Here is an 18,251-nt window from a genome sequence, read left to right as displayed (position 1 = left end):
GTCCAGGAACCGACAAAGAGAGAACTTTATGGAAAATCCAGCCATCCTGCTGCGACGTCTGAACCCTTATTGTGCCCGCGCGATGGAGGGGGCGGCTTCGCTCTGCCAGACCCGCGCACACGCAGAAATTCTGCCGGAGCACTGGCTGCTGAAACTGCTGGAGCAGGGCGAGGGTGACCTGACGGTGCTGGCACGCCGCTACGAGTGGGATATGGACGCCATCTGGCAGGATTTGCTGGGCTGGCTGGACAGGCAGCCGCGCTCGGTTCGCCATCGTCCACAGCTGTCTGATGCCATTCAGACTCTGCTGCAGGAAGCCTGGCTGATTGCCTCACTTAATGGTGAAGGGCAAATCCGAAGCCAGCATCTTTTGATGGCTCTGGTGGAAAAACAGAACCTGGTACGCTGCGATGGGCTGTGGCCACTGCTGACGCTGGGCCAGAGCCAGCTGGAACGTCTGCGTCCGTTGCTCGATGCACAATCGGACGAACGCCCGGAAGTGCAATATGAAGAGCAACTGGCACAGAACCATGGCGGAGATGTGGAGTTTACTGGCCGTCCGGTTGGTGCAGAACAGAAAGAGGGCGAACTGAACCCGGCGCTGCAGAATGCGCTGGATAAATTTACCCTGGACGTTACCGCTAAGGCAAAGGAAGGAAAGATTGATCCGGTGTTCGGCCGTGGCACGGAAATCCGCCAGATGGTGGACATTCTCTCCCGCCGTCGCAAGAACAACCCGATCCTGGTGGGCGAGCCGGGTGTGGGGAAAACCGCGCTGGTGGAAGGTCTTGCACTGCGTATCGCCGAAGGCAACGTGCCGGAAAGTCTGAAGCCGGTTATTCTGCACGCCCTTGACCTCGGCCTGCTGCAGGCGGGCGCAGGTGTGAAGGGAGAATTTGAACAGCGGCTGAAAAACGTCATCGATGCTGTACAGCAGTCGCCGACCCCAATTTTGCTGTTTATCGACGAAGCCCACACCATCATCGGCGCGGGTAATCAGGCGGGCGGAGCCGATGCGGCCAACCTGCTGAAGCCGGCGCTGGCGCGTGGCGAGCTGCGCACCATTGCCGCAACCACCTGGAGTGAGTACAAACAATATTTTGAGAAGGATGCCGCGCTGGAGCGGCGCTTCCAGATGGTGAAGGTCGACGAGCCGGATGACGATACCGCCTGCCTGATGCTCAGAGGCCTGAAATCACGCTACGCGGAACACCATAACGTGCATATCACTGACGATGCGGTTAAAGCCGCGGTCACCCTGTCCCGCCGTTACCTGACCGGCCGTCAGCTGCCGGACAAGGCGATTGACCTGCTTGATACCGCAGCTGCCCGAGTGCGCATGAGTCTTGATACGGTGCCGGAACAGATTGTACGCCTTAAGGCACGGCTTACCGCACTGGCGCTGGAAGAGCAGGCGCTGCTGGACGACATCGCCGCCGGCAGCAACCGTCATGGTGATCGCCTGGGTGTCATTGAACAGCTGCGGACGGAACTGGATGTGCGCATCGGAGAACAGGAAGCGCGATTCAGCAGTGAAAAGGCGCTGGCGCAGCAACTGATAGCCGGCCGGCAGGATATCAGCAATCAGGCTAACATTTCCGGCCTGCAGCAGCAGCTTGAGCAGGCACAGCAGGGCGACGTGCTGGTTCAGGTGGATGTGGACACCCGTACGGTTGCGAACGTTATTGCTGACTGGACGGGTGTGCCACTCTCCTCACTGATGAAAGATGAACAGGCCGGACTGCTGACGCTGGAAAATGAAATGGGCCGGCGTGTGGTGGGTCAGGATGCTCCCCTCCATGCCATTGCGCAGCGCCTGCGTGCAGCGAAGACCGGGCTGACGTCAGAGAACGGCCCCCAGGGCGTGTTCCTGCTGGTCGGGCCGAGTGGCGTGGGCAAGACCGAAACCGCCCTGGCGCTGGCGGATGTGCTGTACGGCGGCGAGAAGTCGCTGATTACCATTAACCTCTCCGAATACCAGGAGCCACACACCGTATCGCAGCTGAAAGGCTCGCCGCCGGGTTACGTCGGTTACGGCCAGGGCGGCATCCTCACCGAAGCGGTACGTAAACGCCCTTACAGCGTGATCCTGCTGGATGAAGTCGAGAAAGCGCATCACGACGTCATGAACCTGTTCTATCAGGTCTTTGACCGCGGCTTTATGCGCGACGGCGAAGGCCGCGAAATCGACTTCCGCAATACCGTTATCCTGATGACCTCCAACCTTGGCAGCGACCCACTGATGCAGTTGCTTGATGAGCAGCCGGAGGCCACGGAAGGCGATCTGCAGGAACTGCTGCACCCGATTTTACGCGACCACTTTCAGCCCGCACTGCTGGCTCGCTTCCAGACCGTGATTTACCGCCCGCTGGCGGAAGCTGCGATGCGTACCATTGCAGAAATGAAGCTGTCACAGGTCAGCAGGCGCCTTCATCGCCATTACGGCCTGACCACGCAGATTGACGAGAGCCTGTATGGCGCACTGACCGCCGCCTGCCTGCTGCCGGATACCGGGGCGCGTAACGTTGACAGTCTGCTTAATCAGCAGATTCTGCCGGTGCTGAGTCAGCAGCTGCTGACTTACATGGCGGCAAGACAGAAACCCCGGTCATTACGCCTTAGCTGGAGTGAGGAAGAGGGAATCGGACTGGAGTTTGACCCGATACCAGGAGCGTCTGAATGAGCACCAATCCCCTGATCAGATTCAGCCACAGCCACCATCTGCTGACGGTAAAGGGATGTGAAGCCGATCTTGATGTGCTGGCGTTTGAAGGTCACGAAGCCCTGAGCACGCCGTTCAGCTACCGCATTGAATTCACAAGTGATAACCATGCTATCAGCAAAGAGATGATGCTGATGAAGGCGGCCTCTCTGACGCTGCAGGCCCCGGTTAATCAGGGTTACGGCATCAGAATACAGCAGCCGGTTCGGGTGATTCAGGGCGTGGTTACGGGCCTGGAACGGCTTGGCACCTCAAAAGATGAAACCCACTATGCCGTAACGCTCCGGCCGCGCCTGGCGCTGCTCGACCGTTCGCACCAGAACACCATTTATCAGGACATGTCGGTCCCACAAATCGTGGAAAAAATCCTCCGTGAGCGCCATGGCATGCGCGGCCAGGATTTTCTGTTTTCGCTGAGCGGTGAGTACCCGCGCCGCGAGCAGGTGATGCAGTACGGCGAGGACGACCTGCATTTTATTACCCGCCTGCTGGGCGAAAACGGTATCTGGTTCCGCTTCACCACCGACACGCGCCTGAATATCGACGTGGTGGAGTTCTGTGACAGCCAGCAGGGCTATGAGAAAGGCCTGACGCTGCCCTCGGTGCCGCCATCCGGGCAGCATTCGCACGGCGTGGACGCGGTCTGGGAGATGGAGAGTCATCATAACGTGGTGCAGAAGCAGGTCAGCACCCGCGACTACAACTACCGCCAGGCCACCGAAGAGATGAATGCCCTGGCCGACGTGACCCGCGGGGATGCCACCACCTGTGGTGAGGCCTATCACTGGGCGGATAACTGGCTGACAGCGGGTAATGTCTACGAACGTCATCCGGCCCCGGAGTCCGGTGCATTTTACGCCCGCATCCGGCATGAGCGCTATCTGAACGGCCAGACGCAGATCCATGCTGTCACCAGTTGCCCGACACTCTCTCCCGGTCAGGTCCTGAAAGTCAGCGGCGGATACGAAGTGGCAGAGGTGTTTGCGCATGGCGTTGTCATCACGGCGATACACAGTCATGCGCGGCGTGATGAGGATTTTGGCGTCAGGTTTGACGGTATCCCGGACAGCGCAGATGTTTGCTTCCGTCCGGCCCCCGGCAATCGTCCGGTGATGGCTGGCACCTTACCGGCACGCGTCACCAGTACCACGGAGAACGACACCTACGGACATGTTGATAAAGAGGGCCGCTATCGCGTCAGCATGCTGTTTGACCGTGAAAAAAGGGAAACGGGGTTTGAGAGCCTGTGGGTCCGTCAGGCCCGCCCGTACGCCGGGGACACTTACGGTCTGCACCTGCCGCTACTGGCAGGCACCGAAGTGGCGATTGGCTTTGAGGACGGCAACCCGGACCGGCCCTATATCGCCGGCGTGCTGCATGATTCGGCGCACCCGGACCCCGTCATCATCCGCAACTACAAACGTAATGTACTGCGCACGCCGGCGAATAACAAAATCCGTCTCGACGATGAGCGGGGCAGGGAGCACATCAAGGTCAGCACCGAATACGGCGGCAAGAGCCAGCTGAACCTGGGGCATCTGGTCGATGGCGAAAAACAACAGCGCGGCGAGGGTTTTGAGCTCAGAACCGACAGCTGGGGCGCTATCCGGGCGCAGAAAGGGATATTTATCTCGGCGGACGGACAGGCAAAGGCGCAGGGCGACGTTCTGGCGATGGAGCAAGCGATTAGCCTGTTGAAAGGTGCGGTCAATCAGGTTTCAGAATGGGGAGGGCTTGCAAGGACTCACCAAAACTTCGCACCGGATGCGCAACCCCTGAAGGCGCTTGTTTCAGGAGCCAGCGAACTCAAAGAACCGGTTTTGTTGATGTCTGCGCCAAAAGGTATTGCCGCCGTCACACCTGAAACAGCAGTAGTAAACACAGGGAAAGGTCTGTATCTGCAAAGCCAGGGTGAAGTTAATCTCAGCACGGCTCAGCGCTATTCGGTCAATGCCAGCCAGGCCATTTCGGTGATGGCGCATCAGGAAGGCATTCGCCTGGTCTCTGCCAAAGGCCCGCTGGCGGTGGAATCCCACGCAGATACGCTGTCGCTCACATCAATGAAGGATGTCACGGTGCAGTCCACTCAGGGGCATCTGCAGCTGACGGCAAAGAATGGGATCACGCTTGCCTGCGGTGGTGCTTACATCAAGCTCACGCCTGAGGGTGAAATCAACGTGCATGGTCCAGGCCTGTTAAGCCTCAGAGGGCAGCATAAATTACAGGGCCCGACGAGTGAGGATTATTCATTGCCAGAATTGCCTTCGTCAGTATGTAAAGAGTGCCTGAAAAAGGCGCAACAGCTGGCACAGGGCTTTGTGCCAAGGGAGTCATAAGTGAATACGACACATATCGCTGACTGGGTGAATCTGCTTCAGCAAACCTGTGCTGATATAAAAATGACTCACCTGGATTTTGTTCTCGACCAATGCGGTATTGATTTTTCCGTCATTCCTGTACTGCGGGATTTTTCATCATCTCTGGTATGGCAGTCTCTTTATCAGGGCTTGCCGGAAGATGCTCTGCATGAAGAGTCGCCGCTGTTAATCAGGATCTCTTTACATGATCCTCAGCAAAAGCAGTGGTTTATGGAACTGGCTCAGAAAGTACAAAAGACTGCCCCGCTGTTGGTGGTCTGTTCTCCCTGGCCTTTCACTACTCTGGCTGAATGGTTAACTGCCTGCACTGATGCGACACATGAGGGACGTGCAGGGCTGTTCAGATACTTTGATGCCCGTATTTTCCCTTATCTGTTTTCTCATATTCTGGAGCCTGATCAGCAGGCCCAGTTGCAGCGTCCGGCACTGTTCTGGAGTTGGCTGGATCTCGACGAGAAGCCGGGAGTGCTGATGGGGCAGGGAGCCCAGCCTGGAATCAACGAGAAGTGTCAGAACATCGCCTTAAGCGATAGCCAGTTTGAAGCCCTGATGTGCATCTGCGACGTCAAGCTCATGCTTCGCCATCGTAATGTTCCCGATGCTGGATTTTCCTCTCAGGATCAGCGTTTTACTGCCTGTTTCAACGGTATGTTATCCGCTACCGCCAAAGGGATGATACTGGATGAAGAGCGAGAGGATTGGGTGATTGGGACCCTGACCGGACGACCTTCAGCAGACGTCTGAAAGTGGGGTTATGTGGCTGCTCGCCTTCGGTAATGCTTAGTCATGTCGTTCCGAAAAGTCATGGCAAAGCAGGACGCACATCATCTGATTCTTCATTAAAGGAATGCAAATTGAAAATACGACATTACTTCGTGGTACTGGGTGCCCTGCTGCTGGCGGGCTGCAGTCAGCCGGCGGCGAAAGCCGGAACCCGAAGCGGCGGTGGCGGGGTTATTGTCGCCATCAACCATACCAAATGGGCAATCAATCATTTCAGCGTCGATGGTCAGTCGGGGATTGATATTATCGGGCCGTATCAGGGCGGCGGCGGTGGCTGCTGCTACGGCGTGCCGGCGAAATGGCGGCCGGGAATGACGGTTAAAATCGACTGGGAAACGGGGGTTGGAGGCTCAAAGGGATTTCCGGGGTTTGCAAATAGGGAAAAATACAATGTTTGGCGAAACAAGATGAAAGCCCAGAATAAGCAGCACAGCACGGTGGTACCTGTACCGGACTACACGGGGCAAAAAACCTGTGGGATCACGGTGCACTTTATGCCCTGCGATGAAGTCAGGGTGACTACAAGCTGTGTGAGCCCTGGCAGACCGGGCTATCCAATCAATGAGCCGCTGCAGATGCCGGAGCCAAAAGTATGTCCGAAATAATCACCGAACTGGCGTGGTTCCCGCCGGTGTTTCCGGCTCAGGGGCGTTTACCCACTCAGGCTGCGCTGGCTGGTAAAAACTGCTCGCAGCAGGACAACTGCGAGATTTTATAAAGCATTGAATATCGAAGTTTTTCTACGGAATCGGTAATGACCTTGATCACCGTCTGGCCTTTATTCCCCTTTTGTAATGCTTAGCCATGCCATCCCACAGGGGCATGGCTAAGCAGGACGCACATCATCTGTTTCTTTATTAAAGGAATATAAAATGAAAATACGACATTACCTCGTGGTACTGGGGGCCCTGATGCTGACGGGCTGCAGCCAGCAGCAGGCGAACGCGGAAAGCCGGGGTGGTGGTGGAACCATAGAGGCAATCAACCATACCAAATGGGCAATCAATCATTTCAGCGTCGACGGTCAGTCGGGAATAGACATCATCGGGCCGTATCAGGGCGGCGGGGGCGGCTGCTGCTATGGCGTGCCGGCGAAGTGGCGGCCGGGTATGACGGTCAAAATTGACTGGGAAACTGGTGTGGGATACTCAATGGATTTCCCCGGTTACGAAAATTGGGATAAATATCTGGCCTGGAAAAAAAAAATGAAGGCCCAGAATAAGCAGCATAGCGCGGTGGTACCGGTACCGGACTATTCGGGGCAGGAAACCTGCGGGATCACGGTGCATTTTCTGCCCTGCGATGAGGTAAAAGTGACGACCAGCTGTGCGAACTATGGCCATCCGGAACACCCGATTAAAGAGCCTCTTAAGATGCCGGAGCCCAGAGTATGTCCGAAATAATTACCGAACTGGCGTGGTTCCCGCCGGTGTTTCCTGCTCAGGGGCGTTGACCCACTCAGGCTGCGCTGGCTGGTAAAAACTGCGCGCAGCAGGACAACTGCGATATTTTATAAAGCATTGAATATCAAAGTTTTTCTACGAAATCGGCAATAATCTTAATCACCGTCTGGCCTTTATTCCCCTTTTGTAATGCTTAGCCATGCCATCCCACAGGGGCATGGCTAAGCAGGACGCACATCATCTGTTTCTTTATTAAAGGAATACAAAATGAAAATACGACATTACCTCGTGGTACTGAGTGCCGTGTTGCTGACGGGCTGCAGTCAGCCGGCGGCGAAAGCCGGAACCCGAAGCGGCGGTGGCGGGGTTATTGTCGCCATCAACCATACAAAATGGGCAATCAACCATTTCAGCGTCGACGGTCAGTCGGGTATAGATGCTATTGGCCCCTGGCAGGGGGGAGGTGGTGGCTGCTGCTATGGTGTGCCGGCGAAGTGGCGGCCGGGTATGACGGTCAAAATTGACTGGGAAAGCGGAGAAGCCTCAATGAAAGGCTTTCCTGGGTTTGCAGATACGGCTAAGTATCGAGCATGGGAAAAAGAAATGAGTGCTAATAATCGCCAGCATAGCGCGGTGGTAACGGTACCGGACTATACGGGGCAAAAAACCTGTGGGATCACGGTGCACTTTATGCCCTGCGATGAAGTCAGGGTGACTACAAGCTGCGTGAGCCCTGGCAGACCAGGCTATCCAATTAATGAGCCGCTGCAGATGCCGGAGCCAAAAGTATGTCCGAAATAATTACCGATCTGGCGTGGTTCCCGCCGGCGTTTCCGGCTCAGGGGCGTTTACCCATTCAGGCTGCGCTGGCTGGTAAAAACTGCTCGCAGCAGGACAACTGCGAGATTTTATAAAGCATTGAATATCGAAGTTTTTCTACGGAATCGGCAATAATCTTAATCACCGTCTGGCCTTTATTCCCCTTTTGTAATGCTTAGCCATGCCATCCCACAGGGGCATGGCTAAGCAGGACGCACATCATCTGTTTCTTTATTAAAGGAATATAAAATGAAAATACGACATTACCTCGTGGTACTGAGTGCCGTGTTGCTGACGGGCTGCAGCCAGCAGCAGGCGAACGCGGAAAGCCGGGGTGGTGGTGGAACCATAGAGGCAATCAACCATACCAAATGGGCCATCAACCATTTCAGCGTCGATGGTCAGTCCGGCATTGATGCTATTGGCCCCTGGCAGGGGGGAGGTGGTGGCTGCTGCTATGGTGTGCCGGCGAAGTGGCGGCCCGGAATGACGGTAAAAATTGACTGGGAAAGTGGTGAAGCATCTACAAAAGGATTTCCGGGATTTGCAAATACGGAAAAGTATTTGGCCTGGGAAAAAAAAATGAGTGCTAATAATCGCCAGCACAGCGCGGTGGTACCGGTACCGGACTATTCGGGGCAGGAAACCTGCGGGATCACAGTGCATTTTCTGCCCTGCGATGAGGTGAAAGTGACGACCAGCTGTGCGAACTATGGCCATCCGGAACACCCGATCAAAGAGCCTCTTAAGATGCCGGAGCCCAGAGTATGTCCGAAATAATCACCGAACTGGCGTGGTTCCCGCCGGTGTTTCCGGCTCAGGGGCGTTTACCCACTCAGGCTGCGCTGGTCGGTAAAAACTGCGCGCAGCAGGACAATCACGAGCTTGCGTACCGGCAGGAACTGTGTCTGGCCGCCGGGCGACGCGTGGAGCCCCCGTGCTGTAAAACGTTGCATATCAGCCTGTTTTTCGACGGCACCGGCAATAACCTTAATCATGACTTATATATTGCTGACCCGAAGCACCCCACCAATATTGCCCGTCTGTTTCGCGCTACTATCGGGCAGGGGGCTGCCGGGGGAGTAGTAAACGATGAGGAGTCGCTGGATGCTGATGGCAGCGGCGATGACAAATACTACAAATATTATATTCCCGGCGTCGGGACGCCTTTTCCCGAGGTGAACGATCTGGATTTCAGCATGATGGGCCTGGCGGCGGCGACCTATGGTGAGGACCGCATCAACTGGGGTCTGTTGCGGATTATCGATGCCCTGAAGCGTACGACAACTAAGAAGAGTCTGTCGAACGGTGTGAGCTGGAGCGCGGTGAATAAAATGGCAACCTCTGTGGCGTCCTTTGGGCTGACCGGCGCGGCCAACCGTTTTGAGACCTTCCAGAGCCTGCTGAAAGAGATGACACCAGATCTGCAAAAGGCCCTGGTACCTGTTGAACCTGGAAAGCCGAAGCTGTTGGGGATCAAACTTTACGTGTACGGCTTTTCGCGCGGGGCAGCAGCGGCGAGGGCTTTTGTTAACTGGCTTAGTGAGCTGCTGCCAAAGCCTGAGGAGGGAAAAGACAAACCCGAGCAGTGTCTGGCGGTGGACGGGCTGAAAATTCCGCTCAGCGTGGAGTTCCTCGGCCTGCTGGATACCGTGGCCTCGGTGGGCGTGGCGCATATCGCCCCGGTGGCGGAAGGGCATATGGGCTGGGCGAACGGGACCCAGGAGCTGCCGGCTGAGAAGACTTACGGCGGGTTGGTTAAGAAGTGCGTCCACCTGGTCTCTTCTCATGAGCAGCGGCTCTGCTTTCCACTGGATTCGATTCGCCGCCCGGATGGTAGGTATCCGGCGAACAGCCTTGAGGTAGTTTATCCGGGAATGCACTCGGATTTAGGGGGAGGCTATCCACCGGGGGATCAGGGAAAGGCCAATGCAGACAACGACGGCTATTTGTTGTCACAAATAGCGCTACATGAAATGTATGCCTCTGCCTTCGGATCTGGTGCCCCCTTAAAAGTACCTAAGGAAGTGCTGCCTGTGGATTTGGCACAAAGCACTTGGAGAACTATGCCTTTTGATTTAGGACGGGAATTTTATATATCAGAAATATTAATCAATCGTTTCAATGCCTGGCGCGAAATAACCCTCGGCCTTACAGCTCCCGATGAACCCCTCTCCCCCGAACAAGCCGCAAACTATGATCCGCCACGCGCGCCGGTCAGCCTGGAGAAAGCCCTTGAAAATCAGATGGGCTGGATCACCGCGTGGCGTATCAATCGCTATGCCGGTGGAACCTACAAAACACAGCGCTTCTATGTTGATTCGGCGGCGAACGGGCTGGATAAAGACAGCGATCCGCTGGTCAGAAAGCAGTCTGAGGCAGACTGGAAAGAAGCAAAGAGAAAAATTGACGATACTCGCCGGGCCATGAAAGCCGCCCACACTGCGGAAAAGGGCTTCCTGATGCTTCCGCCGGGTCCGAAGGATTTCGACGCCGCACTGGCGCAAACTCAGCTGCGCCAGGCCGCCGAAGAGTTCAGGGAAGATTACAGCGGCCTCTCCCGGTCGGATACCGGGAACTGGCGGTTTACCGTCATCGATTCAGTGAGTAACGCCGTCTTCCTGCTGAATAACGACAATCAGTACGGTGAGTGGCTGAAAATAAAAACCGCGGGTGACGATCGCAAGGACGTGCTTTTCCCGGGGACCGGAGAAGCGAGCAACGCGACCGGGTCTGCCGGGCTGACGCGCGCGCTGTTTGACGATCAGGTTCATGATTCCCGCGCGTGGTTTATGCACAACGCCTTAGGCTCCCGCGAACCCTGGGGCAGCTATTTCCTCTACCGGATGATCTATTTCGGCAACTGCAGCAGTAAGCCGATGACGCCGTTGATGATTGCCGGGGCGGTGGTTGGCGCTGCGACCCTTGCCGCAGGCGCGGCCGTAATCATTAAACAGAAAACCGTGAAGGGCAAACTTGCGGGGCTTGCCGGTACCGCGGGGGGCATTTATTTCGAAAAACAGGCCATCGATCTGCTTTCCGGTAAACCATTACCGATGCTGTCTGATGCCGCACAGCTGCAGGCGCCAACGATGGAGCCCGGCACGGTGGTTGCACAGCAAACTCAGATCATCAGCGATCAGCGGCTGGCGCTGGCAAAATCGATGATTGAGTCCAGCTGGGCGGAAAATCTAAAGGCAACCGTAAAGGCCTGATTCAGGGAGGAATTAAGGATGAAAGCAGTGATACGCGAGGGCGATACCCTGCGGGAGTACGGTGGAAAAGTGCTGGGCGGGCATTATCTTCTCTTCGGTAACGGGATTGCCTGCAAAGGCGATGCGGTGAAGTGCAATAAACATGGGATGACGGTCATCAGCGAAGGCAGTTCATTATCGGAAGTTGACGGACAGCCGGTGGCGTTGCACGGTCACCGTTGTGCCTGTGGCTGTACGCTGGTGAGCTCCTTTCCCGATTGTGGCATTGAGCTGTGAGACCGTTACCGGAGTATCCACTCTATCGGGTTGCGCGTCCTCCTGCGGTAAAGCGATGGTTGTCAGCGGGCGCGCTGATGATATTGCTGTGCGGTGGGGGCGGTGCGCTGCTTCAACCTGCCGGGAACGGTGCCGGCCTGGCCATAAAAGGAATGGCTGGCGCGGTGATCCTGATGGGCATGCTCTGGTTAATACACCTGCTGTATTACCGGACTTCGGCCCATAACGCCCGATATTATGAACAACTGGTTGAGCAGCAGCAGCAGGCCTGGTGGAAGCAGCATCGACACCGTTTCGCGCTCAGTGAAATGGTGCTGCTGGGCCCGGCCGGAACCGATACGTCACACTGGCTGCGGCTGTTAAAACGCGAGCATCGGGTTCCTGAGATAAAAAATGAGCCGGGCGGGAAAGCGCTGCGTATTGGTCGAACACTGGTCGATACGGTGACTGAACGCGAGGCTTTGCTGGCAAAAATGCTGGTGCTGCAATGGCAGACGCAAAGCGCAGATTCCCCCCTCCCACACTTATGTCGCTGTTACTGGCAGGGTTCTCTGGATGCCTGGCATGCATTCTGTACCCAAATGCAGGTTTCATTTCCGGACGTGGTGCTGCCGAAAAAACCGGAGGCATGGCAAGGCGAAGAGACGCTGTCTGCACTTGCCTCAACGGCTCAAACGCTTCCTGAAACAGAGGCCATTCTGGTTGCCGGGTGTCATTCGATAGCGGCCTCATTTAATTCTGTGCTGCCTGCCGGTGAGTCCGCTGCACTGTGTCTGGTCGCGCAGAAAGGACTGGTCAGCCTCACCCGTGGAGAGGTTTACGATATCGCCGGGAAAGAGGTTTTAACCGCAGCCTGCGAACGAGCGGAGCAGCAAAGCGGCTGCGAAGAGCCGCCTGACGCCTGCATGCTGTTCTCACAGCCGACGCTGCCCGCCCTGGCGCAAAGCGGCTGGAATGTGACCCATCACGTTCAGGACCTCAACTGGGGCAACCCCAATGATATGGAAATGCTTATCGTGCTGGTTCTGGCAGCCCTTTACGCAAAAAACTATCAAGAACCCTGCGGCTGGATAGCCAAAGACCCTCTTCATACTCTCGCACTTGGAATTATTAAACCTTATGGTGAAGGAAAATAAACCCGCTGAATTTTCTGTGCTTGCCACGGCGGTGTTGTTTGTTGCCACTATCACGCTGCTTGTGCTGGCAGGTGGATTGCTGTGGTGGTATTGGGGGGAAGATCTCTCCACGGAATGGGTTTTGATACGTCGAATCATAACGGCCTGCTTTGTTGTCTGGGGAGTGTCGCTCTGCATACTGGTGCTGGGGTTTATCGCTTTTCATTTAATGATACGGGATAAAGTGATGGGGGAGGCTTCTTCCAGACCGGTCAAAAAGAAAAGAATGCCCTGTCTGACTCTCAGCACGGACATCAGCAGCCATCTCCGTCGCCGCTATAACCTCTTCTGGCGGCGTAAAACCCGTCTGTTGTTAATCACTGGCGATGAAGCGGCAATCGAACAGCTGGTACCGGGCCTTCACGAAAACCAGTGGCTCGAAGGCAATCGTACCGTCCTGATATACGGCGGCAGTCTGACTTCTGAACCCGATAAGGAAAAATACACCGCGCTGCGTAAACTGCGCTGCGGGCGTCCTCTGGACGGTATTGTCCGGGTAATGCCGCAGTCGCTTAATCTGACCCCACAAATCAGTGACAACGATCTACGCAGCCTGGAAAAAATCAGCGAACTGTTGCGTTATTCAGCGCCCGTCTGGTTGTGGCAATTGTGCGACAGCCACTGGCCGCAGGAGAATCGCCCGGAACAGGCAGTAGGGGCAAGCTTCCCCCCGCGTGCAAAAGAAGACGATATTATTCACCAGCTGGAACTGATGCTGCCTGCCTTGCAGACACAGGGTTTACAACAGGTTGTGGAAAATAACAGCCACGACTTTCTGCTGCGCCTGGGTCAGCACCTTAAAGAGGGAGGTATCAGGCGCTGGGCTCAGCAGCTGGTACCCTGGTTATCTGCCTCCCAGCAGCGCGTTCCGCTGCGGGGCCTGATGTTCAGCCTGCCTGCGAGTAAACCTGCTGATATTGCTGAGGGAATAACCGGTGATGCAACTGCCGGCGTCGGGAAATATCTCCCGGAATCACAACGTCATGCGCTGATTCTGCCGTTGACCTGGCAAGGAATAGTGGATGACTGTACCCGCATACGTGGTCGCCGCGTCGGTATGGCGTGGGAACAGACGACTGGCTGGGCACTGATGGCCATCCTTTGCGTATGGGGCGCGGGGATGCTGCTGTCGTTTGCAGTTAATCGTCTGCAGATTGTCTCTGTTGCGCAGCAGGCTCATGGTCTGGTCGGGCATCCTTCCGTATCGGATTACCACCTCACGGCTCTGCATGCCCTGCGTAATGATGCGGGACGCCTTCACCACCGTATTCGCGATGGCGCTCCGTGGTATCAGCGCTTCGGTCTGGATCACAACCCGCAGTTGCTCGACGCGATGCTGCCCTGGTACGGCGTGGCGAACAACCGGCTGATACGCGATCCAGCGAATACGGCCCTGATGCAGAAAGTCAGTGCGCTGGCAAACTCCGCACCTAATAGCGACCAGCGGATCCTCCTGGCGAAACCAGGCTATGACCAGCTAAAAGCCTGGTTAATGATGGCGCGTCCGGATAAAGCCGATGGCGCGTTTTACGCCCGGATTATGAAAGACGTGCAGCCGACGCGGATGGGCATTTCAACCGGCCTGTGGCAAAGCCTCTCCCCGGATTTGTGGGCTTTCTACATGAATGAACTGCCTCAGCAACCACAGTGGACAGTCACACCGGATGCACAACTGGTGAGTCAGAGTCGTCAGGTACTGTTGCAGCAGATTGGTCGCCGCAATGCAGAAAGCACGCTGTATGAGAACATGCTCAAATCCGTAAGTCGTAACTTTGCCGATCTCTCTCTTGACGACATGACCAGCGGCACCGATGCCCGTCGTCTGTTCACCACCGATGAAGTGGTACCAGGCATGTTCACCCGCCAGGCCTGGGAAGGCGGCATTCAGCAGGCTATAGAAAAGGCTGCCAGTTCCCGCCGTGACGAAATTGACTGGGTACTGAGCGATTCCCGTAAAGCAGTATCGTCAGACCTGTCGCCGGAAGCCCTGAAAGCACGTCTGATACAGCGTTACTTCACCGACTTTGCCGGCAGCTGGCTGAGCTTTCTCAACAGCCTGCGGCTTAACCCGGCAAACAATATTGCGGACGTCACCGACCAGCTGACGCTCATGAGTGATGTCCGCCAGTCGCCACTGATTGCCCTGATGAATACCCTCGCCTGGCAGGGGCAGACCGGACAGCGAAGCGAAGGCCTTTCAGATTCCCTCATCAAATCAGCTAAAGACCTCACAGGCGGGAAAGACAAACCTGCAATCGACCAGTCCGCCTCAATTCCGCAGGGGCCGCTGGACGAGACCTTTGGCCCACTGCTGCAGTTACTGGGCAAAAACAAGGGCAACAACGTCATGTCGGCGGACAACTCTCTGAGTCTGCAGACGTATCTGACCCGTATCACCCGCGTGCGTCTGCGCCTGCAACAGGTGGCCAGTGCCTCTGATCCGCAGGAGATGATGCAAAACCTGGCACAAACCGTATTTCAGGGTAAAAGCGTGGACCTCACTGATACTCAACAGTATGGCAGCCTGATTTCCGCGAGTCTGGGTGAAGAGTGGAGTGGGTTTGGCAATACGATGTTTGTGCAGCCACTGAGCCAGGCCTGGGAGACCGTGCTTCAGCCATCGGCAGCCAGTCTGAATGACAAATGGAGCCGGTCAGTTGTCGCGAACTGGCAAACTGCCTTTTACGGTCGTTTCCCGTTTGCCGCCAGTAAAAGCGATGCCTCTCTGCCGATGCTGGCCGAGTTTATACGCAAGGACAGCGGGCGTATTGAACGCTTCCTGACCACGGAACTGAGCGGCGTATTGCACAAAGAAGGTAGCCAGTGGGTACCGGATAAGGTCAACAGCCAGGGGCTGACCTTTAACCCGACGTTCCTGCGTGCCATCAATAAACTGAGCCAGCTGTCAGACATTCTGTTTACCGACGGCAGTCAGGGTATCAGCTTCGAACTTCAGGCACGTCCGGCACCTCAGGTAGTGGAAACTCAACTGACCATTGATGGACAAAAGCTGTACTATTTCAACCAGATGGCTGACTGGCAAAGCTTTCGCTGGCCGGGAGACACTTACAAGCCGGGAACCATGCTGACCTGGACTACGGTCAACGCCGGGGCACGTCTCTTCGGTGACTACAGCGGAACCTGGGGGTTTATTCGCTGGCTGGAGCAGGGCAAGCGCCAGCAGCTTGACCGCAGCCAGTGGATGATGAGTTTCACTGCCCCGGACGGTCGTACTCTGCAGTGGGTGTTGCGCTCACAACTCGGAAAAGGGCCGCTGGCGCTGCTGGATCTGCGCGGTTTCACGCTGCCGGATCAGATATTCAGTGTGGACAGCGCCGCCACCGCGCAGGCGCTGATGGCTAATACAGGAAACAGTGACATGGAGGGTCTCGAATGAGCATTTTGCAGAATCTTGTTGCCGCATGTCAGGCGGATGAAATTCAGTTGCGGCGACAGGCGCAGGCACGGATAGAAAGCTGGCACCCCTGGTTAGCTCCGGTAAGTGACGTCAGTCCGACCGGAGAAGACCCAGGCTATGATGATGATTTTCAGCGTATCCGGGAGGAGGTCAATAAACTCTCCGGGATTGATACCGGGCTGATATGTGGGCTTGCTGAAAAGTTACTGACCACTGAGGTCAAAGATATCCGGATTGCGACTTATTACTGCTGGGCGCGCCTGCATCAGGATGGCGAAGCAGGCTTTGCCGAAGGGCTTGAGTTGCTGGCGGGTTTACTGCTGCGCTTCGGCATGCAGCTTCATCCACAGCGTGATCGCAGCCGGAAGGCCGCGCTGGAGTGGCTCGCGGGTCCCCGTCTCCTGAACAGTCTCTCACTCTACCCGGAGGTCGTACGCGAGGATGCACTACGTACCGCCGGCGCGCTGCTGATCATCCGCGATAACCTTGACGCTGAACCTGAAGCGTCCCGACCGGAACTGAATGCCCTTTACAGTGCGCTGGAATCTCGCCTGATAAAGGCGGGTGGCGTGGATGCTGTGGTGCCGCAGAATGCAGGTAATACAGTACTTTCCCAGGCCTCCACGCTTACCACTGCACCTGACGCACCGAGCCTGAGTCGTATTGCCTCTGGTCAGGATTTGCTGGCCCAGGCCCGAACCCTGACGGAATATCTGCGTGATCAGCCCGACGGCTGGCTGGCAGCACACCGGCTGATGAAAAGCCTGCGTCATGACACGCTGAGAACGATTCCGGCACCGGATGCCGAAGGGAAAACGCGTATCGAACCGCCGCGGGCCGATCAGCGGGCCATGCTCAAACGTCTGTACCTGCAGCAGAGCTGGTCAGAGATACTGGAGCAGGCGGACAGCACCTTCTCGCGTGGCGCCAATCACCTCTGGCTGGATTTGCAGTGGTATATCCACCAGGCCCTGATCAAGTCGGGGCAGGATGTGCTGGCAGACATCATCGCCGCCGACCTGAAAGGGTTGCTGCGCCGCCTGATCGGGCTTGAAACCCTGGCTTTTAATGACGGTACACCGTTTGCCGATGAGGTCACGCTGAACTGGATAAATCAGAGCGTACTGGATGATATGTCAGGCTGGCGTGATGAACCGATCAGTGCCGTCAGTGAGATGGATAACCAAATCCTGGCCCTTGAGCCGGAAGCGCTGGAGAAAGCGGACACCGATGGTCTGGATGCCACACTTCACTGGCTGCAGACTCGCCCGGGCATAGACGCCACAAAAGACAAATGGCTGCTGCGTCTGGTGATGGCTCGCGTGGCTGAACAGAAAGGCAGGAATGAACTGGCCCTGCATCTGCTGGGTGAGCTCGACAGTGCCGCACAGGCAATTACCCTCACGCATTGGACACCCGCACTGCTGTTTGAAGTGAAATCACGCCGCCTCAGACTGCTGCGCATGAAAGCCACACGCAGTGAAACCGATAAATCCCGACTTCAGCCCGAGATGGATTTGCTTTTGTCCGATCTGATTGCGATCGATCCGGCAGGCAGCGCAGTGCTTTGCGGCTGAATCCGTTGACTCCCCCCTTTGACTCTTTTTATGAGCTTATCTGATGGAAATAAATAGTAAGGAACGCCGCCCGCTTGCCACACGCGACAAGCGCTGGGCGCAAAACAGTGCCCGCTGGTTAGGGAAAATGAACATCACACCGAACCAGATTTCGCTCGCCAGTATTGTCTGCGCGCTGATGGCGTGCGTCGCATTTAGCCTGGCGTTTACCTGCCTGAGCGTATGGGCGCACTGCTGTGGTGGGTCACTCCTTTCGCACCGTGGCAGGCCGCGCTGATCTCTCTGGTGATTACGCTGCTAGGCTTTGCGGGCGGGCTATGCAGTCCGCGATTAAACGAGATCGCGGCGTAAAGGACTTCGGTGCGATGATCGAGGGACATGGAGGAATGATGGATCGTATTGATTCGCTCTGTTTTGCCGCCCCGGTTTTTTCCATCTTGTCAGTTTTTATTTCGCCTGAACCTTCCCCTGACCAATCAGAATAA

15 protein-coding genes and 1 pseudogene are annotated in these 18,251 nt (G+C 56.2%); all 16 read left to right on the top strand.

Annotation, left to right across the window (positions count from 1 at the left end; genetic code table 11):
• Nucleotides 1-28: 28 nt before the first annotated feature.
• Nucleotides 29-2,683 (top strand): type VI secretion system ATPase TssH, encoded by a 2,655-nt coding sequence (gene tssH, locus IAI47_RS17445; RefSeq protein WP_003855632.1) that lies wholly within the window; start codon nt 29-31, stop codon nt 2,681-2,683.
• A complete protein-coding gene (locus IAI47_RS17440; protein ID WP_008926655.1) occupies nt 2,680-5,058 on the top strand; it encodes a type VI secretion system Vgr family protein in 2,379 nt (792 codons plus the stop codon). The genes tssH and IAI47_RS17440 overlap by 4 nt, the downstream gene beginning before the upstream one ends.
• Nucleotides 5,059-5,085: 27 nt before the next feature.
• A complete protein-coding gene (locus IAI47_RS17435) occupies nt 5,086-5,844 on the top strand; it encodes a DUF4123 domain-containing protein (RefSeq protein WP_223296462.1) in 759 nt (252 codons plus the stop codon).
• 110 nt (nt 5,845-5,954) lie between these two features.
• Entirely contained in the window at nt 5,955-6,488 is a 534-nt protein-coding gene (locus IAI47_RS17430) for a DUF3304 domain-containing protein (protein ID WP_008926657.1), read from the top strand.
• Nucleotides 6,476-6,601: a hypothetical protein gene (locus IAI47_RS22090; protein ID WP_008926658.1), complete on the top strand. Its 126-nt coding sequence runs from the start codon at nt 6,476-6,478 to the stop codon at nt 6,599-6,601. Before IAI47_RS17430 ends, IAI47_RS22090 begins: the two co-directional genes overlap by 13 nt.
• A gap of 154 nt (nt 6,602-6,755) precedes the next feature.
• A complete protein-coding gene (locus tag IAI47_RS17425; protein ID WP_110411715.1) occupies nt 6,756-7,286 on the top strand; it encodes a DUF3304 domain-containing protein in 531 nt (176 codons plus the stop codon).
• Nucleotides 7,287-7,553: 267 nt separating this feature from the next.
• Nucleotides 7,554-8,087, top strand: a complete 534-nt coding sequence (locus tag IAI47_RS17420; protein ID WP_008926661.1) for a DUF3304 domain-containing protein — start codon at nt 7,554-7,556, stop codon at nt 8,085-8,087.
• A complete protein-coding gene (locus IAI47_RS22085; RefSeq protein ID WP_008926662.1) occupies nt 8,075-8,200 on the top strand; it encodes a hypothetical protein in 126 nt (41 codons plus the stop codon). Before IAI47_RS17420 ends, IAI47_RS22085 begins: the two co-directional genes overlap by 13 nt.
• 154 nt (nt 8,201-8,354) lie before the next feature.
• A complete protein-coding gene (locus IAI47_RS17415; protein WP_008926663.1) occupies nt 8,355-8,885 on the top strand; it encodes a DUF3304 domain-containing protein in 531 nt (176 codons plus the stop codon).
• The gene (locus IAI47_RS17410; protein WP_008926668.1) at nt 8,873-11,320 is read left to right on the top strand and encodes a DUF2235 domain-containing protein; all 2,448 of its coding nucleotides are present in this window, start codon (nt 8,873-8,875) and stop codon (nt 11,318-11,320) included. The genes IAI47_RS17415 and IAI47_RS17410 overlap by 13 nt, the downstream gene beginning before the upstream one ends.
• A gap of 18 nt (nt 11,321-11,338) precedes the next feature.
• Nucleotides 11,339-11,596: a PAAR domain-containing protein gene (locus IAI47_RS17405; protein ID WP_003855563.1), complete on the top strand. Its 258-nt coding sequence runs from the start codon at nt 11,339-11,341 to the stop codon at nt 11,594-11,596.
• The gene (locus IAI47_RS17400) at nt 11,593-12,732 is read left to right on the top strand and encodes a hypothetical protein (protein WP_008926669.1); all 1,140 of its coding nucleotides are present in this window, start codon (nt 11,593-11,595) and stop codon (nt 12,730-12,732) included. Before IAI47_RS17405 ends, IAI47_RS17400 begins: the two co-directional genes overlap by 4 nt.
• Complete coding sequence (locus IAI47_RS17395) at nt 12,716-16,168, top strand: ImcF-related family protein (RefSeq protein ID WP_008926670.1); 3,453 nt, start codon at nt 12,716-12,718, stop codon at nt 16,166-16,168. Before IAI47_RS17400 ends, IAI47_RS17395 begins: the two co-directional genes overlap by 17 nt.
• On the top strand, nt 16,165-17,766 hold the full coding sequence (gene tssA / locus IAI47_RS17390; protein WP_008926671.1) for a type VI secretion system protein TssA: 1,602 nt from the start codon (nt 16,165-16,167) through the stop codon (nt 17,764-17,766). Before IAI47_RS17395 ends, tssA begins: the two co-directional genes overlap by 4 nt.
• Before the next feature lie 43 nt (nt 17,767-17,809).
• Entirely contained in the window at nt 17,810-18,043 is a 234-nt protein-coding gene (locus tag IAI47_RS17385; RefSeq protein ID WP_008926672.1) for a CDP-alcohol phosphatidyltransferase family protein, read from the top strand.
• Nucleotides 17,992-18,226, top strand: a pseudogene (locus IAI47_RS22145) (phosphatidate cytidylyltransferase); the annotation flags it as partial. The gene IAI47_RS17385 and the pseudogene IAI47_RS22145, both read left to right, overlap by 52 nt.
• Between the last annotated feature and the right edge of the window lie 25 nt (nt 18,227-18,251).

It is taken from the genome of Pantoea sp. MT58 (genome assembly GCF_014495885.1).
Taxonomy (GTDB): domain Bacteria; phylum Pseudomonadota; class Gammaproteobacteria; order Enterobacterales; family Enterobacteriaceae; genus Pantoea; species Pantoea eucalypti.
Note: the sequence above shows the minus strand (reverse complement) of the source record. Positions and strands in the feature narration are given on the sequence as shown.